The 18,769-nt window shown below is 72.7% G+C and carries 14 protein-coding genes and 1 tRNA gene; 9 read left to right on the forward strand and 6 right to left on the reverse strand.

Annotated elements, in window-relative coordinates; genetic code table 11:
* The first annotated feature begins 142 nt into the window (after window positions 1–142).
* Window positions 143–652, forward strand: coding sequence for a copper resistance CopC family protein (locus AB4880_RS22550; protein ID WP_367921470.1), 510 nt, complete (start codon window positions 143–145; stop codon window positions 650–652).
* Window positions 649–2,622 (forward strand): bifunctional copper resistance protein CopD/cytochrome c oxidase assembly protein, encoded by a 1,974-nt coding sequence (locus tag AB4880_RS22555; RefSeq protein WP_367921471.1) that lies wholly within the window; start codon window positions 649–651, stop codon window positions 2,620–2,622. The genes AB4880_RS22550 and AB4880_RS22555 overlap by 4 nt, the downstream gene beginning before the upstream one ends.
* Here the strand turns inward: AB4880_RS22555 and AB4880_RS22560 are convergent.
* The 5 genes from AB4880_RS22560 to AB4880_RS22580 form a co-directional block, all read right to left on the reverse strand.
* Window positions 2,619–3,902, reverse strand: coding sequence for an adenylate/guanylate cyclase domain-containing protein (locus tag AB4880_RS22560; protein ID WP_367921472.1), 1,284 nt, complete (start codon window positions 3,900–3,902; stop codon window positions 2,619–2,621). The two genes, AB4880_RS22555 and AB4880_RS22560, sit on opposite strands and share 4 nt — an antisense overlap.
* 188 nt (window positions 3,903–4,090) lie before the next feature.
* On the reverse strand, window positions 4,091–4,834 hold the full coding sequence (locus AB4880_RS22565; RefSeq protein WP_367921473.1) for a succinate dehydrogenase/fumarate reductase iron-sulfur subunit: 744 nt from the start codon (window positions 4,832–4,834) through the stop codon (window positions 4,091–4,093).
* Between the two features lie 73 nt (window positions 4,835–4,907).
* The gene (locus tag AB4880_RS22570) at window positions 4,908–6,971 is read right to left on the reverse strand and encodes a fumarate reductase/succinate dehydrogenase flavoprotein subunit (protein ID WP_367921474.1); all 2,064 of its coding nucleotides are present in this window, start codon (window positions 6,969–6,971) and stop codon (window positions 4,908–4,910) included.
* A 13-nt stretch (window positions 6,972–6,984) separates the two neighbouring features.
* Window positions 6,985–7,701, reverse strand: coding sequence for a succinate dehydrogenase cytochrome b subunit (locus AB4880_RS22575; RefSeq protein WP_367921475.1), 717 nt, complete (start codon window positions 7,699–7,701; stop codon window positions 6,985–6,987).
* A gap of 73 nt (window positions 7,702–7,774) precedes the next feature.
* Window positions 7,775–8,722, reverse strand: coding sequence for a Dyp-type peroxidase (locus AB4880_RS22580; RefSeq protein WP_367921476.1), 948 nt, complete (start codon window positions 8,720–8,722; stop codon window positions 7,775–7,777).
* A 138-nt stretch (window positions 8,723–8,860) separates the two neighbouring features.
* Between AB4880_RS22580 and AB4880_RS22585 the strand changes: the two genes are divergently transcribed.
* From AB4880_RS22585 to nrfD, 4 genes are read left to right on the forward strand one after another with little or no spacing between them, the layout of a single operon-like run.
* Window positions 8,861–9,871: an FUSC family protein gene (locus AB4880_RS22585; protein ID WP_367921477.1), complete on the forward strand. Its 1,011-nt coding sequence runs from the start codon at window positions 8,861–8,863 to the stop codon at window positions 9,869–9,871.
* 10 nt (window positions 9,872–9,881) lie between these two features.
* On the forward strand, window positions 9,882–13,160 hold the full coding sequence (gene fdh, locus AB4880_RS22590) for a formate dehydrogenase (protein WP_367921478.1): 3,279 nt from the start codon (window positions 9,882–9,884) through the stop codon (window positions 13,158–13,160).
* Complete coding sequence (locus tag AB4880_RS22595; protein WP_367921479.1) at window positions 13,160–14,140, forward strand: 4Fe-4S dicluster domain-containing protein; 981 nt, start codon at window positions 13,160–13,162, stop codon at window positions 14,138–14,140. The genes fdh and AB4880_RS22595 overlap by 1 nt, the downstream gene beginning before the upstream one ends.
* The gene (gene nrfD, locus AB4880_RS22600; protein WP_367921480.1) at window positions 14,137–15,204 is read left to right on the forward strand and encodes an NrfD/PsrC family molybdoenzyme membrane anchor subunit; all 1,068 of its coding nucleotides are present in this window, start codon (window positions 14,137–14,139) and stop codon (window positions 15,202–15,204) included. The genes AB4880_RS22595 and nrfD overlap by 4 nt, the downstream gene beginning before the upstream one ends.
* Window positions 15,205–15,273: 69 nt before the next feature.
* On the opposite strand, the gene selD is transcribed toward nrfD, so the two are convergent.
* On the reverse strand, window positions 15,274–16,266 hold the full coding sequence (gene selD, locus AB4880_RS22605; protein WP_367921481.1) for a selenide, water dikinase SelD: 993 nt from the start codon (window positions 16,264–16,266) through the stop codon (window positions 15,274–15,276).
* Between the two features lie 48 nt (window positions 16,267–16,314).
* Between selD and AB4880_RS22610 the strand changes: the two genes are divergently transcribed.
* The 3 genes from AB4880_RS22610 to selB form a co-directional block, all read left to right on the forward strand.
* Window positions 16,315–16,410, forward strand: a tRNA-Sec gene (locus AB4880_RS22610).
* 21 nt (window positions 16,411–16,431) lie between these two features.
* Window positions 16,432–17,673 carry an L-seryl-tRNA(Sec) selenium transferase gene (gene selA / locus AB4880_RS22615; RefSeq protein WP_367921482.1) on the forward strand — a complete coding sequence of 414 codons (1,242 nt, stop codon included), beginning with the start codon at window positions 16,432–16,434 and terminating at the stop codon, window positions 17,671–17,673.
* Window positions 17,673–18,769 (forward strand): selenocysteine-specific translation elongation factor (selB, locus tag AB4880_RS22620; protein WP_367921483.1); only part of this gene is annotated, 1,097 nt, incomplete at its 3' end. The genes selA and selB, both read left to right, overlap by 1 nt.

Genomic DNA, 18,769 nt, shown 5'->3' on the forward strand with positions numbered 1-18,769 from the left:
GGCTCGCCGGGCGCGTGGGCCGGCCCCGGCCGCCGCCGGCGCTCGCCGTACCCCTCGCCCTCTGCGCCGTGCGCTGACCGTCCCCGGTGGCGCGCGTCGCGCCCCTGCGCGCGCCCGCGCGCCCACCGAACGGAAAGCACCCGTGAAGAAGCATCTCCTCGTCCTGCCCGCGCTCGCCTCGGCGCTCGCCGCCGTCCTCCTCTCCGGCTGGAGCCTGCCCGCCTCCGCCCACGCCGGCCTGGTCACCAGCGACCCTGCCGAGGGCCAGCGGCTCGACCGGCTGCCGGCGTCGGTCTCGCTGGAGTTCAGTGAGCCGATCGGAACGCCGGCGTACGTCGTGGTCACGGCCGCCGACGGCACCCGCGTCGACCGCGGCGAGGTGAAGGTCGACGGTCCCTCGGTCAGCGTCGCCGTCGCGCGCAAGGGCGCCGGCAAGGGCGCCGCGAAGGGAGGCTACGAGATCGCCTACCGGGTGGTCTCCGAGGACGGCCACGCGGTGGCGGGCACGATCGGTTTCGCGGTCGGCACGGAGGCGGCGCCGGTCGTCGAGGCCGAGAGCTCCGCGCGGCTGCCGGTCGTCGCGGGCGTCGCGGTCGGGCTGTTCGTGGTCGTCGGCGGCCTCCTGCTCTGGACCCGGCGGCGAACCCGATGACCCGACGGTCCCTGGCGCCGGTCGCGGCCGGTGTCGTCCTCGCGGCGGGCGCGACGACCGTCGTCCTGCTCGCCGGCGGGGGAGCGCCGCAGGCCCCGGTCGCGGGCATCCCCGATCCTGGCCGGCTGACCGGATGGGGCCTACCGCTGCTCCGGCTCGCGTCCGACGTCCTCGCGGTCGCGGTCGTCGCGGCGCTGCTGGTGACGCCGCTGACCATGCGGCGGCCCGCCGACGAGCTGGGCAGTACGGCGTTCCGCGCGCTGCGCCCGGTCCGCCCGCTCGCCGCCGCGTGGTTCGTCGTGGCCCTGGCACAGGTCGTCCTCGCCTACTCCGACCAGTTCGCGGTGCCGGTCACCTCGATCCGCTGGCACGAGCTGCGCGGCTTCGCGACCGGCGTCGACCAGCCACGGGCGCTGCTGGCCCAGGCCGCGCTGGCGCTCGTCGTCGCGGTCGCGGCGCGGTGGGTCCTCACCGCGCGCGCTGCGCTGGTGCTCCTCGGGCTCGGGCTCGCGGCCGTCGTCCCGCCGCTCCTGACCGGTCACGCGGCGTCGGCGGGGCACCACGACACGGCGGTCCTCGCCCTGGTCGTGCACGTGACGACCGCGGTGGTGTGGATCGGCGGCGTGCTTGCGCTGTGGTGGCACCTCGCGGTCGCCGGACAGGTCCGCGACCGGGCGCTGCGGCGGTTCTCCTCGCTCGCCGGCTGGTGCCTCGGGCTGACCGCGGCCTCGGGGATCGTCAGCGCCTGGGTGCGGCTCGGCAGCCTCGGGCACCTCGCGTCGTCGTACGGCGTCGTGGTGCTGGTCAAGACCGCCGCCCTGCTCGCCCTCGGCGCGATCGGGCTCAGCGTGCGCCGGCGGGTGGTCGCGCTCGCCGTGCCGGACTGGGCGCTGCTGCTCCGCCTCGCCGGCCTCGAGCTGCTCGTGATGGCGGTGGCGGTCGGCGCCGGCGTCGGCCTCGCCCGGACCCCGCCGCCCGCGCCCACGACGCTCACCACGCTCGCCGAGACGCTGCTGGGCGGCCCGCTGCCGCCCGCGCCGACGCTGGGGCGGCTGCTGTGGTCGTTCACGCCGTCGGGGCTGGGGTTCCTGGTCGTGGGGGTCGGCGCCGCGGCGTACCTGGTCGGGATCCGGACCCTGCGCCGCCGCGGCGACCACTGGTCGCTCGGACGCACGATCGTCTGGTTCGCGGGGCTCGCCGTCGTCGGCTACGCCACCTTCGGCGGGCTCGGCACCTACTCCGGCGTGATGTTCAGCGCCCACATGGCCGCGCACATGCTGCTGTCGATGGTCGCGCCGATCCTGCTCGTGTCCGGTCGCCCGCTCCAGCTCGCGCTGCGGGCGCTGCCGGGCAGCGACGTCCCCGGCGGCACCGGCCCGCGCCAGCTTCTCGCCGCGGCGCTGGACTCGCGGCTGTCGCGGCTGGTGCTGCACCCGGTCACGGCCGCCGTCCTGCTCGTCGGCAGCCTGTACGCCGTCTACTTCAGCGGCCTCTTCGACACCCTCATGCGCCATCACCTCGGACACCTGGCGATGGAGGCGCACTTCCTGCTGGCCGGGCTGGTGTTCTTCGAGGTGCTCATCGGCGACCGGCCGGGGCGCGGGACGTCGTACGTCGGGCGACTGATGCTGCTCCTCGTCACCATGCCCTTCCACGCCTTCTTCTCGATCAGCGTCATGGGCTCGGAGCGGATCATCGGCGGCGACTACTTCCGGCTGCTCGACGTGCCCTACGTGCGGAGTCTCGCCGACGACCAGCAGCTCGCCGGCGCGATGAACTGGGCGCTCGGCGAGGTCCCCATGGTGATGGTCATCGTCGTGCTCGTCATCCAGTGGTGGCGCGACGACGATCGGGAGGCCCGTCGGCGCGACCGGGCGGCCGACCGGGACGGCGACGCGGAGCTGGCGGCGTACAACGCGATGCTGCAGCGGGCGGCGGCCGACCTCCCGCGCGAGCGGCCCTGGGCCTAGGCCGGCGCGCCCAGCAGGAAGTACGTCGTCATCGGCCCCTTGCCCTTGACGTCGATCACCTGCGGGTCGCTGAACATGTAGCGGCTCTCGAGCAGCGCATGCGTCGCGGCGGAGACCTGGATCCGGTGCGGGCGGCCGTGGGACTCCATCCGGCTGGCGGTGTTGACCGTGTCGCCCCACAGGTCGTAGGTGAACTTCCGCTGCCCGATGACCCCCGCGACCACCGGTCCGGACGCGATGCCGATCCGCATCGCGATCGGGCTCGGCCAGGCGGGGGAGAGGCGCGTCAGCGTGCGCTGCATGTCGAGGGCGAGCTCGGCCAGCGACGCCGCGTGGTCGTCGTCGGGCGTCGGGAGGCCGGCGACCGCCATGTATGCGTCGCCGACGGTCTTGATCTTCTCGATGCCGCGCTCGTCGCAGAGCGCGTCGAACTCGCGGAACATCGTGTCGAGCAGGTGCACCAGCTCCTCGGGGGAGAGCGCCTCCGACACGGGCGTGAAGCCGACGATGTCGGAGAAGAGCACGCTCACGCTCGGCGCCGAGTCAGCGATCGCGCCGCGCTCGGTGCGTAGCCGCTGCGCGATCGGCACCGGCAGCACGTTGTGCAGGATCTCCTCCGACCGGGCCCGCTCCGCCTCCACCTCGCGCTGGCGCAGGAAGTCGGTACGGCGCAGCCGCTCCAGTGCATAGGCGACCACCCACGCGATCGCCGCGATGCCGACCGTCGGCGCCACGTGCGCCCCGATCGCGTCGACCCCGCCCAGCGCGCCGGGGAAGGTCAGGCAGACCACGACGAACACCGCCTCGATCGCCATCACCGCGTGCATCCGCAGCCGCAGCAGGCCGATCGCGCCGAGCAGGGTGATCGTCGCCGAGGTGCGCAGGTACTCCGTCGGGAAATCGCCCACCTGGGCCAGCGCCGGGCCGAGGCCGAGCAGCAGGATCGTGAGCAGCAGGACCGACGCCGTCTGCAGGTGGTCCCTGATGATCGGCGCGCGCAGCGTGGCCGCGGAGACCACCAACACCGAGACCAGAGCGACGCGGAGCAGGAGCGCCGGGAGCAGGTTGTCGGGCAGGACCAGGGCGTCCACCACGCCGTACGCACTGGTGAAGAGGATCCCGATCGCGAGCGCGAAGGTGGCGGCACGCAGACCCTGGGCGTCGTCGTGCCGGAGGAAGTCCCGCTCGGCCTCGGCCTGGTCGAAGTCGAGCATCCACCGCCTCATGTGGAGGTGGGCGTGGTGGTCCTGCATCCGTGCTCGGATCGTGCTGGCCCCCACGGGGTGATCGTGCCAGAACCGGGTCTGGTCAGGGAGCGGCTTCCTCAACCATCCACGGTTCGGGCTGTTTCGGGCCGGATCGGCTGATTTCGACGCGAACGGTGGATGGTTCGTGCCGCCGACTCCCCGAAAAGCGCCGGCGCCGCACCAGCCAGGCTGGTGCGGCGCCGGATCGGACGTCGAAGCGGTCAGTGACCGTTCTTCAGCGCGGTGCGCAGGTCCTTGTTGAGCTGGGAGATCACGTCGAGCGGGATCTCCTTCGGGCAGGCCGAGGCGCACTCACCGATGTTCGTGCAGCCACCGAAGCCCTCGTGGTCGTGCTGGCCGACCATGTCGACGACGCGGGTCCAGCGCTCCGGCTGGCCCTGCGGCAGCTCGCCCAGGTGGGTGATCTTGGCGCCCAGGAAGAGGGACGCCGAGCCGTTCGGGCAGGCGGCGACGCAGGCGCCGCAGCCGATGCAGGTCGCGACGTTGAACGCGCGCATCGCCTTGTCACGCGGGGCCGGGACCGAGTTGGCCTCGGGCGCGGAGCCGGTGTTGGCCGAGATGAAGCCGCCGGACTGGATGATCCGGTCGAACGCGGAGCGGTCGACGACCAGGTCCTTGATGACCGGGAACGGCTCGGCGCGCCACGGCTCGATCGTGATCGTGTCGCCGTCGCTGAACGAGCGCATGTGCAGCTGGCAGGTCGTGGTGACCTCCGGGCCGTGCGCCTCGCCGTTGATCATCAGCGAGCACATGCCGCAGATGCCCTCGCGACAGTCGGAGTCGAACGCGACCGGCTCCTCGCCGCCCGTGACGAGCTGCTCGTTGAGCAGGTCGAGCATCTCCAGGAAGGACATGTCGGAGGAGACGCCGTCGAGCTCGTAGGTGCGCATCGCACCCTGGGCAGCGGCGTTCTCCTGCCGCCAGATCTTGAGGGTGAGCTTCACTTGAGTCCTCGCTTCGCATCGGCCACAAGTGAAGCGGCTTCGCAGTACATGTTCGTTCGCTCGCTTCGCTCGCTCACTTGTAGCTCCTCTGCTTGAGCTCGATAGCGGTGTAGATCAGGTCTTCCTTGTGCAGGATCGGCTTGCCGCCGTCGTTGGAGTCGCCGCCCCACTCCCAGGCCGCGACGTACGCGAACTCGTCGTCGTGGCGCAGCGCCTCGCCGTCCTCGGTCTGGGACTCGGCACGGAAGTGGCCGCCGCAGGACTCGCGGCGGTTGAGGGCGTCGATGCACATGAGCTCGCCGAGCTCGATGAAGTCGGCGACGCGGTTGGCCTTCTCGAGGTCCTGGTTGAGCGATTCGGGGGAGCCGAGCACGCGGACGTTGGTCCAGAACTCCTTGCGGAGCTGCTTGATCTTCTCGATCGCGAGCTTGAGGCCCTCCTCGGTGCGCTCCATGCCGCAGTACTCCCACATGATGGAGCCGAGCTCCTTGTGGATGGACTCGACCGAGCGGGTGCCGTTGATCGACATCAGCGTGGCCACGCGCTCGTTGACGGCGTCCAGCGTCGCCTTGACCTCGGGGTGCGTGTCGTCGATCTTCTCGAACGGGCCGTCGGCGAGGTACTCGCGGATGGTGTTCGGGAGGACGAAGTAGCCGTCGGCGAGACCCTGCATCAGGGCCGAGGCGCCGAGACGGTTGGCGCCGTGGTCGGAGAAGTTGGCCTCACCGGTGACGAACAGGCCGTCGATGTTGGAGCGGAGCTCGTAGTCGACCCACAGGCCGCCCATGACGTAGTGGACGGCGGGGTAGATGCGCATCGGCACCTCGTACGGGTTCTCGCCCGTGATCCGCTCGTACATGTCGAGGAGGTTGTCGTACTTCTCCTCGACGCCGTCCTTGCCGAGACGCTTGATCGCGTCGGCGAAGTCGAGGTAGACGCCGCGCCGGACCATCTTGGTGGTGCCGTCGGGCTGGGGCTCCTCGATCGCGGGACCGACGCCGCGGCCCTCGTCGCACATGTACTTGGCCGCACGCGAGGCGATGTCGCGGGGGACCAGGTTGCCGAACGACGGGTAGATGCGCTCGAGGTAGTAGTCGCGGTCCTCCTCGGGGATGTCCCGCGGGTCCTTCTCGCAGTCCTCGGCCTTCTTGGGCACCCAGATCCGGCCGTCGTTGCGCAGCGACTCCGACATCAGGGTCAGCTTCGACTGGTGCGCGCCCGAGATCGGGATGCAGGTCGGGTGGATCTGCGTGTAGCAGGGGTTGGCCATGTAGGCGCCCTTGCGGTGCGCGCGCCACGCCGCCATCACGTTGGAGCCCATCGCGTTGGTCGACAGGTAGAAGACGTTGCCGTAGCCGCCGGAGGCGAGGACGACGACGTCGGCGAGGTGGGTCTCGATCGCGCCGGTCACCATGTCGCGCGCGACGATGCCGCGGGCCTTGCCGTCGATGACGATCAGGTCGAGCATCTCGTGGCGGGTGAACTGCTCGACGGTGCCGGCCGCGACCTGGCGCTCCATGGCCTGGTAGGCGCCGATCAGCAGCTGCTGGCCCGTCTGGCCCCGCGCGTAGAACGTGCGGGAGACCTGGACGCCGCCGAACGAGCGGTTGTCGAGCAGGCCGCCGTACTCGCGGGCGAAGGGAACGCCCTGCGCGACGCACTGGTCGATGATGTTGGCCGAGACCTCGGCGAGGCGGTAGACGTTCGACTCGCGCGAGCGGTAGTCGCCGCCCTTGACCGTGTCGTAGAAGAGACGGTACGTCGAGTCGCCGTCCTCCTTGTAGTTCTTCGCGGCGTTGATGCCGCCCTGGGCGGCGATCGAGTGCGCCCGGCGCGGGGAGTCCTGGTAGCAGAAGGACTTCACGTTGTAGCCGGCCTCGCCGAGCGTGGCGGCGGCGGCGCCACCGGCGAGGCCGGTGCCGACGATGATGATGTCGAGCTTGCGCCGGTTGGCCGGGTTGACCAGGCGGTTCTCGAACTTGCGCGTCGTCCAGCGCTCGGCGATCGGGCCGGTGGGCGCGTGGGGGTCGACCAGCTTGTCGCCGAGCTCGTAGTAGCCGGCGGCGTCGTCGGAGGTCTGGACCGACGGCGTGTTGGTCTCGGTGAGACCGGGGAGGTAGTGGGTTCCTGCAGCCATGTTCGTTGGCCCCTTACTTCTCGATGATGCCGACGAGCACGGACAGCGGGACCAGCGAGAAGCCGCCGGCGACCACGATGGCGACGACCCAGCCGGCCGCACGCGCACGGGCGCGGGAGGTGGCGGAGTTGGTGAAGCCGAGCGTCTGCAGCGAGCTGAAGGTGCCGTGGTGCAGGTGCAGCGCGAGCGCCGCCATCGCCAGGAGGTAGATGACCGTCATCCACGGGGTGTCGAAGGTGTCGACGAGGAGGCGGTAGGGGTTCTCGCCGCCGGTGTCGCCGTTGCTCGGGTTGATCTTGACGATGGTGAAGTTGAGCAGGTGCCACACGATGAAGATCAGGATCGTCACGCCGCCCCAGCGCATGGTGCGCGAGGAGAAGGACGAGCCGTTGTTCTTCTTCACGGCGTACTTCACCGGGCGGGCCTTCGCCGCGCGCCTCGCCAGAGCCACCGCGGAGCCCACGTGGACGACGAGCGCGACCAGGAGGCCGACGCGCATGATCCAGAGGAATCCCGAGTAGGGGAGCAGTGGCTCACCCAGTACACGGAGGTGGTGTGCGTACTCGTTGAAGGTCTCCTCGCCCGCGAAGGCCTTGAGGTTGCCGTACATGTGCCCCAGAACGAAGGCGATGAACAGCAGGCCGCTGGCGGCCATGAGGAGTTTGAGGGCGATGGTCGAACGGGCTGCACGGGAGCCCTTCACCAATGGGGGACGCGTCGTCGATGCCACGGGAGGTCAGGCTACTCCCGCTACCGGCCGGTAGGTGACCGGGATCATGTGAGATACGCACGTAAGGCAAGCCTTACTCGCCGGGTGCTCCGTCGTCGGCGGCGTCGAGGAGGTCGGCGGACGGGACGAAGAAGAGCGTCCCGGTGAGCGCGGTCGAGAAGTCGAGCACCCGGTCGTGGTTGCCGGCCGGCCTGCCGACGAACATGTTCTCGAGCATCTCCTCGATGACGCCGGGCTCCTTGGCGTAGCCGATGAAGTAGGTGCCGAACTCGCCGGCGCCGACCCGGCCGAAGGGCATGTTGTCGCGCACGATGGCGCGCTCGGTGCCGTCGTCGTCGACGATCGTCGTGAGCGCGACGTGCGCGTTGCTCGGCTTGACGTCGTCGGCCAGCTCGACGTCGGCGAGCTTGGTGCGGCCGACGGCCCGCTCCTGGTCCTCGATGCTGAGGGCGTTCCAGGCGGTGAGGTCGTGGACGTACTTCTGGGTGACGACATAGCTGCCGCCGGCGTACGACGCGTCCTCGGCGCCGATGAGCACGGCTGCCGACCTCTCGTCGCCCTCGGGGTTCTCGGTGCCGTCGACGAACCCGAGCAGGTCGCGCTGGTCGAAGGAGCGGAAGCCGTGGACCTCGTCGACGACGCGCGCGACGCCGGCCAGCCGGTCGACCAGGTGCTGGGCGAGCTCGAAGCAGAGGTCGAGGCGGTGGGCGCGCAGGTGGAAGAAGAGGTCGCCCGCCGTGGCCGGCGCGCGGTGCCGGGCGCCGGCGACCTCGCGGAAGGGATGCAGGCCGGCGGGGCGGGAGAGGGAGAAGACCCGGTCCCAGGCGTCGGCTCCGATGCCGGCGACGCAGGTCAGCTCGCCCTCGGGGATGCGGAAGCCGACCGAGCGGCGCAGTCCGCCGACGTCGCCGAGCAGTGCGCGCACGGTGTCCGCGACGCCGGGCGCGGACTCGTCGAGGGTGAGGGTCAAGAAGATCGCGGACTCGGTGAGCGGGGCGAGCACGGCCTGCGGGGTGGGCATCGGCAGCGGACCTCCGGGAGTGCGGGCGGGAGTCCACCCTAGGCGTCGCTCGCCGGGGCGGCGATCGATAGACATCGCTGATCAGGCCATGCACGATCGATCTTTGACGTGCATGACGATCCGAGGGACCCTGCCGGAGTGAGGCAGCCGCCGTCCGACCACCGGCACGCGGCCCGGGTCGCGCTCGGGCTGCTCGTGCCCGGCGCGGTGCTGCTCGTCGTGGGCCGCCCCGACCTGCTGCTGTACGTCGTCTTCGGCTCGTTCGCCGGCATGTACGGCCGCGCCGCCGGGCCGCGGGAGCGGCTGAGGCACCAGTTCCACGGCGCGGGCATGATCGTCACCGGGGTCGGTCTCGGCGTCACACTCGCCGCCACCGACGCCCCGGCGCGCGTGCTGCTGCTCGCCGTGATCGGCTTCGCCACCCTCGGCTCGCTGGTCACCGACCGGCTCCGGCTGCGCCCCGGCGGGCCCTTCTTCGGGATCTTCGCGCTCGGCGCCACGGCCAGCGTCAGCCCGGCGCTGGTCGCGCCGTGGGTCGCGATCGCGCTCTGCGCGGGCACCGCGGTCGGGGCGATGGCGCTCGGGCTGCTCGACCGCGACCCCGCACCTGCCGCCGACGCCGAGCCGAGGGAGACCGGGCTGCCGGCGGGCGCCGTCGCGCAGGCGATCCGCTACGCGCTGGCCACCGCGGCGGCCGGGCTGCTCGGACTCGGCCTGGGGCTCGATCACGCCAACTGGGCGATGACGGCGGCCGCCGTACCGCTCGCGGTGATCACGCCCGGCGAGCCGCTCGACCTGCGCGCCGTCGTCGACCGCGCCGGCCACCGCGTCGCCGGCACGCTCGCCGGCCTGCTCGTCACCGCCGCCGTCCTGCTGCCGGAGCCGCGGCCCGCCGTCCTGGCGCTGGTGGCGATCGCGCTGCTGTTCCCGACCGAGCTCTTCCTGGCCCGCCACCACGGCATCGCGCTGGGCTTCTTCACGCCGCTGATCATGCTGATGACCGAGCTCGCGGCGCCGTCCGACCCGCTCGACCTGCTGCTCGCCCGCGGGGCCGACACGGTGCTCGGCGTGGTCGCCGGCGTGGCCGCGGCGGCACTCGTCTCCGGACGCGTCCGTCTACCCCGCCCCACCATGGCGATCGAGCGGTAAGGTCGCTGACATGGCAGCGTGGAGCCCGCTCGAGTGGCCCGTCCTCCGCCAGGCCCTGACCGGTGACCGGTTCGGCCGGGGGCCCGCCGTGCAGTCCGCGCGGACCCGCGCCACCCAGCCCCGTACGGCGACCGCCGACCGCGTCGTCCGGAGCGTCTGCCCGTTCTGCGCCGTCGGGTGCGGCCAGAAGGTCTACGTCAAGGACGAGAAGGTCGTCCAGATCGAGGGCGACCCCGACTCGCCGATCTCGCGGGGACGGCTGTGCCCCAAGGGCTCCTCGAGCGAGCAGCTGGTCAACAACCCGCTGCGCCAGACGCGGATCCGCTACCGGGCGCCGTACGCCACCGACTGGACCGACCTCGACCTCGACACCGCGATCGACATGATCGCCGACCGCTTCCTCGCCGCCCGCCGCCACGGCTGGCAGGACCACGACGAGCACGGGCGCCCGCTGCGGCGCACGATGCGGATCGCCTCGCTCGGCGGCGCGACGCTCGACAACGAAGAGAACTACCTGATCAAGAAGCTCTTCACCGCCGCCGGCGCGATCCAGATCGAGAACCAGGCTCGTATTTGACACTCCGCCACGGTTCCCAGTCTGGGAGCCTCGTTCGGGCGTGGCGGTGCCACGCAGTCCCTCCAGGACATGGCCAACGCCGACTGCATCATCCTGATGGGCGGCAACATGGCCGAAGCGCACCCCGTGGGCTTCCAGTGGGTCAGTGAGGCGCTCGCCAAGGGCGCCAAGGTGATCCACGTCGACCCGCGGTTCACCAGGACCTCGGCCGTGGCGACCAAGCACGTCGCGATCCGGGCCGGCTCCGACGTCGTCTTCCTCGGCGGGCTGATCAACCACATGCTCAGCAACGACCTCTACTTCCACGACTACGTCGTCGCGTTCACCAACGCCGCGACCCTGGTCAACGAGGACTTCCGCGACACCGAGGACCTCGGCGGCCTGTTCTCCGGCTTCGACCCCGAGACCGGCAAGTACGACAACTCGTCGTGGGCGTACGCCGATCCCACGGGCGGTGGCGTGGCGGCGCCGGCCGGTGACGAGCACGGCGCCAGCGCGTCGGCGCGCGCGGCGGGCGACGAGCACGGCTCGGGCGGTCCGGCGCTGGAGCACGCGGGCGTCGTCCGCGACGAGACGCTGACGCACCCGCGCTCGGTCTTCCAGATCCTCAAGCGCCACTACGCGCGCTACACCCCCGAGATGGTGCGCGACATGTGCGGCATCAGCCTCGACGACTTCGCCTATGTCGCCCACGCCATCGCCGCGAACTCCGGCCGGGAGCGGACCACCTGCTTCGGCTACGCGACCGGCTGGACCCAGCACACGCTGGGCGCGCAGTTCATCCGCACCGCCGCGATCCTGCAGCTGCTGATGGGCAATGTCGGCCGCCCCGGCAGCGGGATCATGGCGCTGCGCGGACACGCCAGCATCCAGGGCTCGACCGACATCCCGACCCTCTTCAACCTGCTGCCCGGCTATCTGCCGATGCCGAGCGTCGGCGTCCACGACACCTACGCCGACTACATCGGCGCGATCGCGTCGAAGCAGCAGAAGGGCTTCTGGGCGTACGCCGAGAACTACGTCGTCAGCCTGCTGAAGGCGTGGTGGGGCGACGCGGCGACCGCCGACAACGACTGGGCGTTCGACTACCTGCCGCGGCTCAGCGGCGCGCACGGCACCTACCAGACGACGTGCGAGATGCTCGACGGCAAGGTCGACGGCTACTTCGTCCTCGGCCAGAATCCCGCCGTCGGCTCGGCCAACGGCCGCCAGCAGCGGATGGCGATGGCGCAGCTGAAGTGGCTCGTCGTCCGCGACCTCAACATGATCGAGTCCGCGACCTGGTGGAAGGACGGACCCGAGATCGCGTCCGGCGAGCTGCGCACCGAGGACATCGCGACCGAGGTGTTCTTCATGCCAGCCGCGACGCACGTCGAGAAGGCGGGGTCGTTCACCCAGACGCAGCGGATGCTCCAGTGGCGGCACCAGGCCGTGCAGCCGCCGGGCCAGGCGCAGAGCGAGCTCGACTTCTTCCACGAGCTGGGCGTGCGGATCCGCGCCCGGCTGGCCGACTCGACCGACCCGCGCGACCGGCCCCTGCTCGACCTCACCTGGGACTATCCGCCCGACGCGCACGGCAACCCCGACCCGCAGGCGGTGCTCGCCGAGATCAACGGCTACGTCGTGGCCGACCGCACGCCGCTGTCGGCGTACACGGAGATGAAGGCCGACGGCACCACCGCCGGCGGCTGCTGGATCTACACCGGCGTCTACGCCGACGGCCACAACCAGGCCGCGCGCCGCGTCCCCCAGGGCGGGGGAGGCGTCTCCCAGTCGCAGTGGGGCTGGGTGTGGCCGGCCGACCGCCGGGTGCTCTACAACCGCGCGTCGGCCGACCGCGACGGCAACCCGTGGAGTGAGCGCAAGAAGTACCTGTGGTGGGACGCCGAGGCCGGCCGCTGGGTCGGCGACGACGTCCCCGACTTCCCGGTCGACAAGGACCCGCATGCCCGCCCCGACCCGTCGCTCGGCGGCGCCGAGGGCCTCGCCGGCGACGACCCCTTCATCATGCAGGCCGACGGCAAGGGCTGGCTGTACACGCCCAAGGGACTCGTCGACGGCCCGCTGCCGACCCACTACGAGGCGGCCGAGTCGCCGGTGCGCAACGCGCTCTACCCGCAGCAGCAGGCGCCCGCGCGGGTGCTGCTGCCGCGCGCCGACAACATGGAGGCGCCGAGCGCGGGACAGCCGGGGGCCGACGTCTACCCGTTCGTGTTCACGACCTACCGGCTCACCGAGCACCACACCGCGGGTGGGATGAGCCGCTGGTCGCCGTACCTCGCGGAGCTGCAGCCGGAGATGTTCTGCGAGGTATCGCCGCAGCTCGCCGCCGAACGCGGCCTCGAGAACGGCGGCTGGGCGACGATCATCTCGCCGCGCGCCGCGATCGAGGCGCGGGTGCTGGTGACCGATCGGGTGAAGAGCCTGACCATCAACGGCCGCGAGGTCCAGCAGGTCGGCCTGCCCTACCACTGGGGCGTCGGCAGCGACGCCGTCGTCACGGGCGACGCGGCCAACGACCTGCTCGGCGTGATGCTCGACCCGAACACGCAGATCCAGGAGTCGAAGGTGGCCTCCTGCGACGTGATCGCCGGACGGCGCCCGCAGGGAGCCGACCTGCAGCGCCTGGTCGCGTCGTACCAGGAGCGGGCGGGGGTCTCGGTGACGACCGGCACCCAGCTGGTGACCGACCCGGAGAAGGAGGGCTTGTAGTGGGCCAGCTGAGCGGTCCGACCGACCCGACCGCCGACGCGGCCTGGACGCCGGAGCACACGCATCCGCGCAAGGGCTTCTTCACCGACACCTCGATCTGCATCGGCTGCAAGGCCTGCGAGGTCGCGTGCAAGGAGTGGAACCAGAACCCGCGCGACGGCGACCTCGAGCTGACCGGGATGTCCTACGACAACACGGTCTCGCTGGGCGCCAGCACCTGGCGACACGTGGCGTTCGTCGAGCAGGGACGCGAGCAGATCGCCGCCGCCCGTACGTCGGGACAGGCGCTGGTGTCGCTCGGCATGCCGACGATCGGCGCGCCCGCCCCCGACCTGTCGCCGCCGGAGACGCCGGAGTTCCGGTGGCTGATGGCCTCCGACGTCTGCAAGCACTGCACCCATGCGGGCTGTCTCGACGTGTGCCCCACGGGCGCGCTCTTCCGGACCGAGTTCGGCACCGTCGTGATCCAGCCGGACGTCTGCAACGGATGCGGCACGTGCGTCGCGGGCTGTCCGTTCGGCGTCGTCGAGCGACGCAGCGACGGCACCGCCGCGCCGACGTACCGGGAGGGGCATCGCAAGGGCGAGCAGCCGCCGGTGCCGAAGCGGGGCGTCGCGCAGAAGTGCACGCTCTGCTACGACCGGCTCGTCGACGACGAGACGCCGGCGTGCGCGCAGACCTGCCCGACGACGTCGATCAAGTTCGGCGACCACGCCACGATGGTCGAGACCGCGCGGGAGCGGGTGGCCGAGCTGCACGCGCAGGGGATGACCGAGGCCCGGCTCTACGGCGCCAATGAGCTCGACGGCGTCGGCGGCACCGGCGCGGTGTTCCTGCTGCTCGACGAGCCCGAGGTCTACGGCCTGCCGCCGGACCCGCGGGTCTGCACCGCCGACCTGATGACGATGTACAAGCGCGCCGGTGTGGCGATGGCCGGGATGGTCGCGGCCGCGGCGGTGGCGTTCTGGAGGGGACGATGAGCGAGTACGACGAGGTGCGCCCGCCGGAGGATCGTCGGCGCCGGGGGCGTGGTCGCCGTCCGGGCGGGCGGCGTGGCGGTCGCGAGGAGCTGATGGTCCCCGAGGCCGAGTTCACGTCGTACTACGACAAGCCGATCGTCAAGGCGCCGCCGTGGGGCCACGAGATCCCCGCCTACCTGTTCCTCGGTGGTGTCGCCGGCGGCTCGGGGCTGCTGGCCGCGGGCGCGCAGCTGACTGGACGCGCGGTGCTGCGGCGCAATGCGCGGCTGTCGGCGATGGCCGCGATCGGGCTCGGGGGAGTCGCGCTGGTCGCCGACCTGGGCAAGCCGAGCCGGTTCTACAACATGCTGCGGACGTTCAAGGTGACCTCGCCGATGAGCGTCGGGTCGTGGATCCTCACCGCCTATGCGGGCGGCCTGACCGTCGCCGTGGGCGCCGAGGTCGACCGGATGTCCGGGTCACGTCTGCCGCTCGGCCCCCTCCGTCCGGTGCTGCGCGCGCTGGAAGGGCCGGCGGGCCTGGAGGCGGCGGTCTTCGCGGCGCCGCTGGCCGGCTACACCGCCGTACTGCTGGCCGACACGGCCGTCCCCACCTGGAACGCCACCCACCGCGACCTGCCGTTCGTCTTCGTCAGCTCCGCGAGCCTCGCCTCCGCCGGACTCGCCATGGTCACCACGCCCGTCGGCGAGGCCGGCCCGGCGCGCGCCCTCGCCGTGCTGGGCGTGATCGGCGACGTCGCCGCGATGAGGCTGATGGAGCGCCGGATGGACCCGGTCGCCGCCGAGCCCCTCCACCACGGCCAGGCCGGCACGATGCTGCGCTGGAGCGAGCGCCTCGCGCTCGCCGGCGCGGTGGGGACCGTGGTCGGCGGACGGCGCCGGCCGCTCGCCGTCCTGTCGGGGCTGGCGCTGCTCGGCGCCTCCGCGCTGACCCGGTTCGGGGTGTTCGAGGCGGGCATCCACTCGACCAAGGACCCGCGGTACGTCGTCGAGCCGCAACGACGCCGGCTGGCCGCGCGCCGGGCCGCGGGGGAGACGTCGGACTCGATCACGACCGCCCGCTGACCGTCGTACCGGACGAAACGGTCGCAAAACAGCCCAAAATACGACCAGAACGTCCGGTACGACGAACGATCAGCGGACGTCGACCCCCGCGCCCGCCACCGTGTGCCCGATCACCGGATGTCCCGGCACCTCGCCGACCACCAGCAGCCCGCCCGACGTCTGCGCGTCCGCGAGCAGCAGCAGGTCGTCGTCGGTGACGCCGACGCCGGGGCGCAGGTGGGGGCGGACCCAGTCGAGGTTGCGGCGGGTCCCGCCGGAGACGTAGCCGGCGGCGAGGGCGTCGAGGGCCCCCTCGACCACCGGTACGGCGTCCCGGTCGATCACCGCGCCGACGCCGGAGGCCCGGCACAGCTTGTGCAGGTGGCCGAGGAGGCCGAAGCCGGTCACGTCGGTCGCGGCGCGGGCGCCGGCGGCGAGGGCGGCGGCGGAGGCGTCGCGGTTGAGGGAGGCCATCAGCTCGACGGCGGCGGGGAAGACCTCGCCGGTCTGCTTGTGGCGGTTGTTGAGCAGGCCGACGCCGATCGGCTTGGTCAGGGTCAGCGGCAGGCCCGCGACCGCGGCGTCGTTGCGGAGCAGCCGGTCGGGGTCGGCGATGCCGGTGACGGCCATGCCGTACTTCGGCTCGGGGTCGTCGATGGTGTGGCCGCCGATGACGGGGCAGCCGGCCTCGGCGGCGACGTCGAGGCCGCCGCGCAGGACCTCGCGCATCAGCTCCATCGGCAGGACGTCGCGCGGCCAGCCGACGAGGTTGATCGCGACGACCGGACGCCCGCCCATCGCGTAGACGTCCGACAGCGCGTTGGCCGCCGCGATCCGGCCCCAGTCGTAGGCGTCGTCGACGACGGGCGTGAAGAAGTCGGCGGTCGACAGCACCGCCAGGTCGTCCCGCACCCGTACGGCGGCCGCGTCGTCGCCGTCGTCGACGCCCACCAGGATGTCCGGCCCGGCCTGCCCGACCAGCCCGCGCACGGCCTCCTCGAGCTCACCCGGCGGGATCTTGCAGGCGCATCCGCCGCCGTGCGCATAGCTCGTCAGGCGACCGACCTCCGCGGGGGCAGACATGACCGAAGCCTACGGCCCGACACCACGCCCTAGAGTTGCTCCCGGCGGGGAGGCGTATGGGTTCCTGGTGGGCCCCCCGGTCTTCAAAACCGAGGAGGCCGAGCATCTCGGTCTGGCGGGTTCGATTCCCGTCCGCCTCCGCCACGACCAAGCCGAGGAGGACCAGTGACCGCGACCGACCCGCGTCGCAGGATCCCGCGGACCGACCACCTGCTCGCGCTCGTCCGGCGGGTCCAGCAGGAGGCCCGGGACGGGCTGATCGCGCCCGAGGACGTCGAGTCCGCGGTGCTCGCCGCTGCCTCGGCCCGGGCGACGACGCTGCGGCCGGTCCTCAACGCCACCGGCGTCGTCGTCCACACCAATCTCGGCCGCGCACCGCTGTCCGATGCGGCGGTCGCGGCGCTCGTCGCCGCCAGCCGGTACGTCGACGTCGAGCTCGATCTCGCCACCGGATCCCGCTCCCAGCGCGGTGTCCAGGCCCGCGCGGCCCTGCGCGCCGCCTGTCCCGCGGCCGAGGACGTGCTGGTCGTCAACAACGGCGCCGCCGCGCTCGTCCTCGCCACGACCGCGCTCGCCGCCGGCCGCGAGGTGATCGTCAGCAGGGGCGAGCTGGTCGAGATCGGCGCGGGCTTCCGGCTGCCCGACCTGATCGCGTCGACCGGCGCCCGCCTGCGCGAGGTCGGCACCACCAACCGCACCCACCTGCGCGACTACGTCGACGCCATCGGCCCCGACACCGGCTGCATCCTCAAGATCCACCCGAGCAACTTCCGGGTCGAGGGATTCACCAGCGAGGTCTCCGTCGCTGAGCTGCGGACGGCGGCCGGCGGGCTCCCGATCGTCGCCGACCTCGGCAGCGGACTGCTCCGTCCCGACCCCGCGCTGAGCGACGAGCCGGACGCCACCGCTGCCCTCGACGCCGGAGCCGACCTCGTCGTCGCGAGCGGCGACAAGCTCCTCGGCGGCCCGCAGGCGGGGCTCCTGCTCGGCACCACCGCGATCATCGAGCGGCTCGCGACGCATCCGCTGGCCCGCGCGGTCCGGGTCGACAAGCTCACCCTCGCCGCGCTCGAGGCCACCCTCGCCGGGCCGCCCGCGCCGGTCCCGCAGGCGCTGCACGCCGACCCCGCGATCCTGCAGGCCCGCACGCGGCGCATCGCCGACGAGCTCGGCCTCCCGGTCGCCGCCCACGACGGACGCGTCGGGGGAGGCGGGGCGCCCGGCGTACCCCTGCCGGGCTGGGCGATCCGTCTCCCCGAGACGGCCGCGGCGGCGCTGCGGACCGGCGACCCGGCCGTCCTGCCGCGGGTCCACGACGGCGCCTGCCTGGTCGACCTGCGCTGCGTCCCGGAGTCCGACGACCACCGCCTCCTCGCCGCGCTCCGGCGAGCCGTCGGCACTCAGTGATGGCCCACGTCGTCGCGACGGCCGGTCACGTCGACCACGGCAAGAGCACGCTGGTCCGCGCCCTCACCGGCATCGAGCCGGACCGCTGGGCGGAGGAGCGCCGCCGCGGCCTGACCATCGACCTCGGCTACGCCTGGACCACGCTGCCGAGCGGCGCGCATGTCGCCTTCGTCGACGTCCCGGGGCACCAGCGGTTCGTCGGCAACATGCTGGCGGGGCTCGGCCCCGCGCCCGTCGTGCTCTTCGTCGTCGCAGCCGACGCGGGCTGGCAGGCGCAGAGCAGCGAGCACCGGGACGCCGTCCGCGCGCTCGGGATCGGTCGTGGCGTGGTCGCGCTGACCTGCGCCGACCGGGCGTCCGCCGAGCAGCTCGAGCGGACCCGCGCGCAGGTCGCGGTCGAGCTCGCCGACACCGGGCTGCGCGATGCGCCGGTCGTCGTCCTGTCGGCGATCACCGGCGACGGACTCGACGACCTGATCGCCGCGCTCGCCGACGTCCTCGACGCCGCGCCGCCCGCGGCCGAGGGCCGGCTGCGGCTCTGGGTGGACCGCTCGTTCAGCGTCGCCGGCGCGGGCACGGTCGTCACCGGGACGCTCGCCACGGGGACCCTCTCGGCCGGCGACGACGTCGAGATCCTCGGCCCCCGGGGACGGATGGGCGCCGGCGTCCGCCGGATCGAGAGCGAGGGCGCGGGGCGGGACGTCGTCGGGCCGGTCCGCCGCGTCGCCCTCAACCTGCGGGGGATCGGGGCCGACGAGGTCGCGCGCGGCGACGCGGTCGTCACGCCCGGGGGCTGGCGCGAGAGCGATCTCGTCGACGTCCGGCGCACCAGCGGTCCCCCCACGCTGCCCGAGCAGCTGCACCTGCACGTCGGCACGGCCGCCGTACCGGTGCGGGTGCGGCCGCTCGACGACGACCACCTGCGGCTGCGGCTGGCGCGTCCGCTGCCGCTCGCGCACGGCGACCGGCTGGTGCTGCGCGACCCCGGCAGCGGAGTGGTCGCCGGCGCGCTCGTCCTCGACACCGACCCGCCGCCGCTCAGCCGCCGCGGCGACGCCGCGCGGCGGGCGGCCGCGCTCGCGACGGCCGCGCCCGG

It is taken from the genome of Nocardioides ginsengisoli (assembly GCF_039537225.1).
Taxonomy (GTDB): Bacteria; Actinomycetota; Actinomycetes; order Propionibacteriales; family Nocardioidaceae; genus Nocardioides; species Nocardioides ginsengisoli.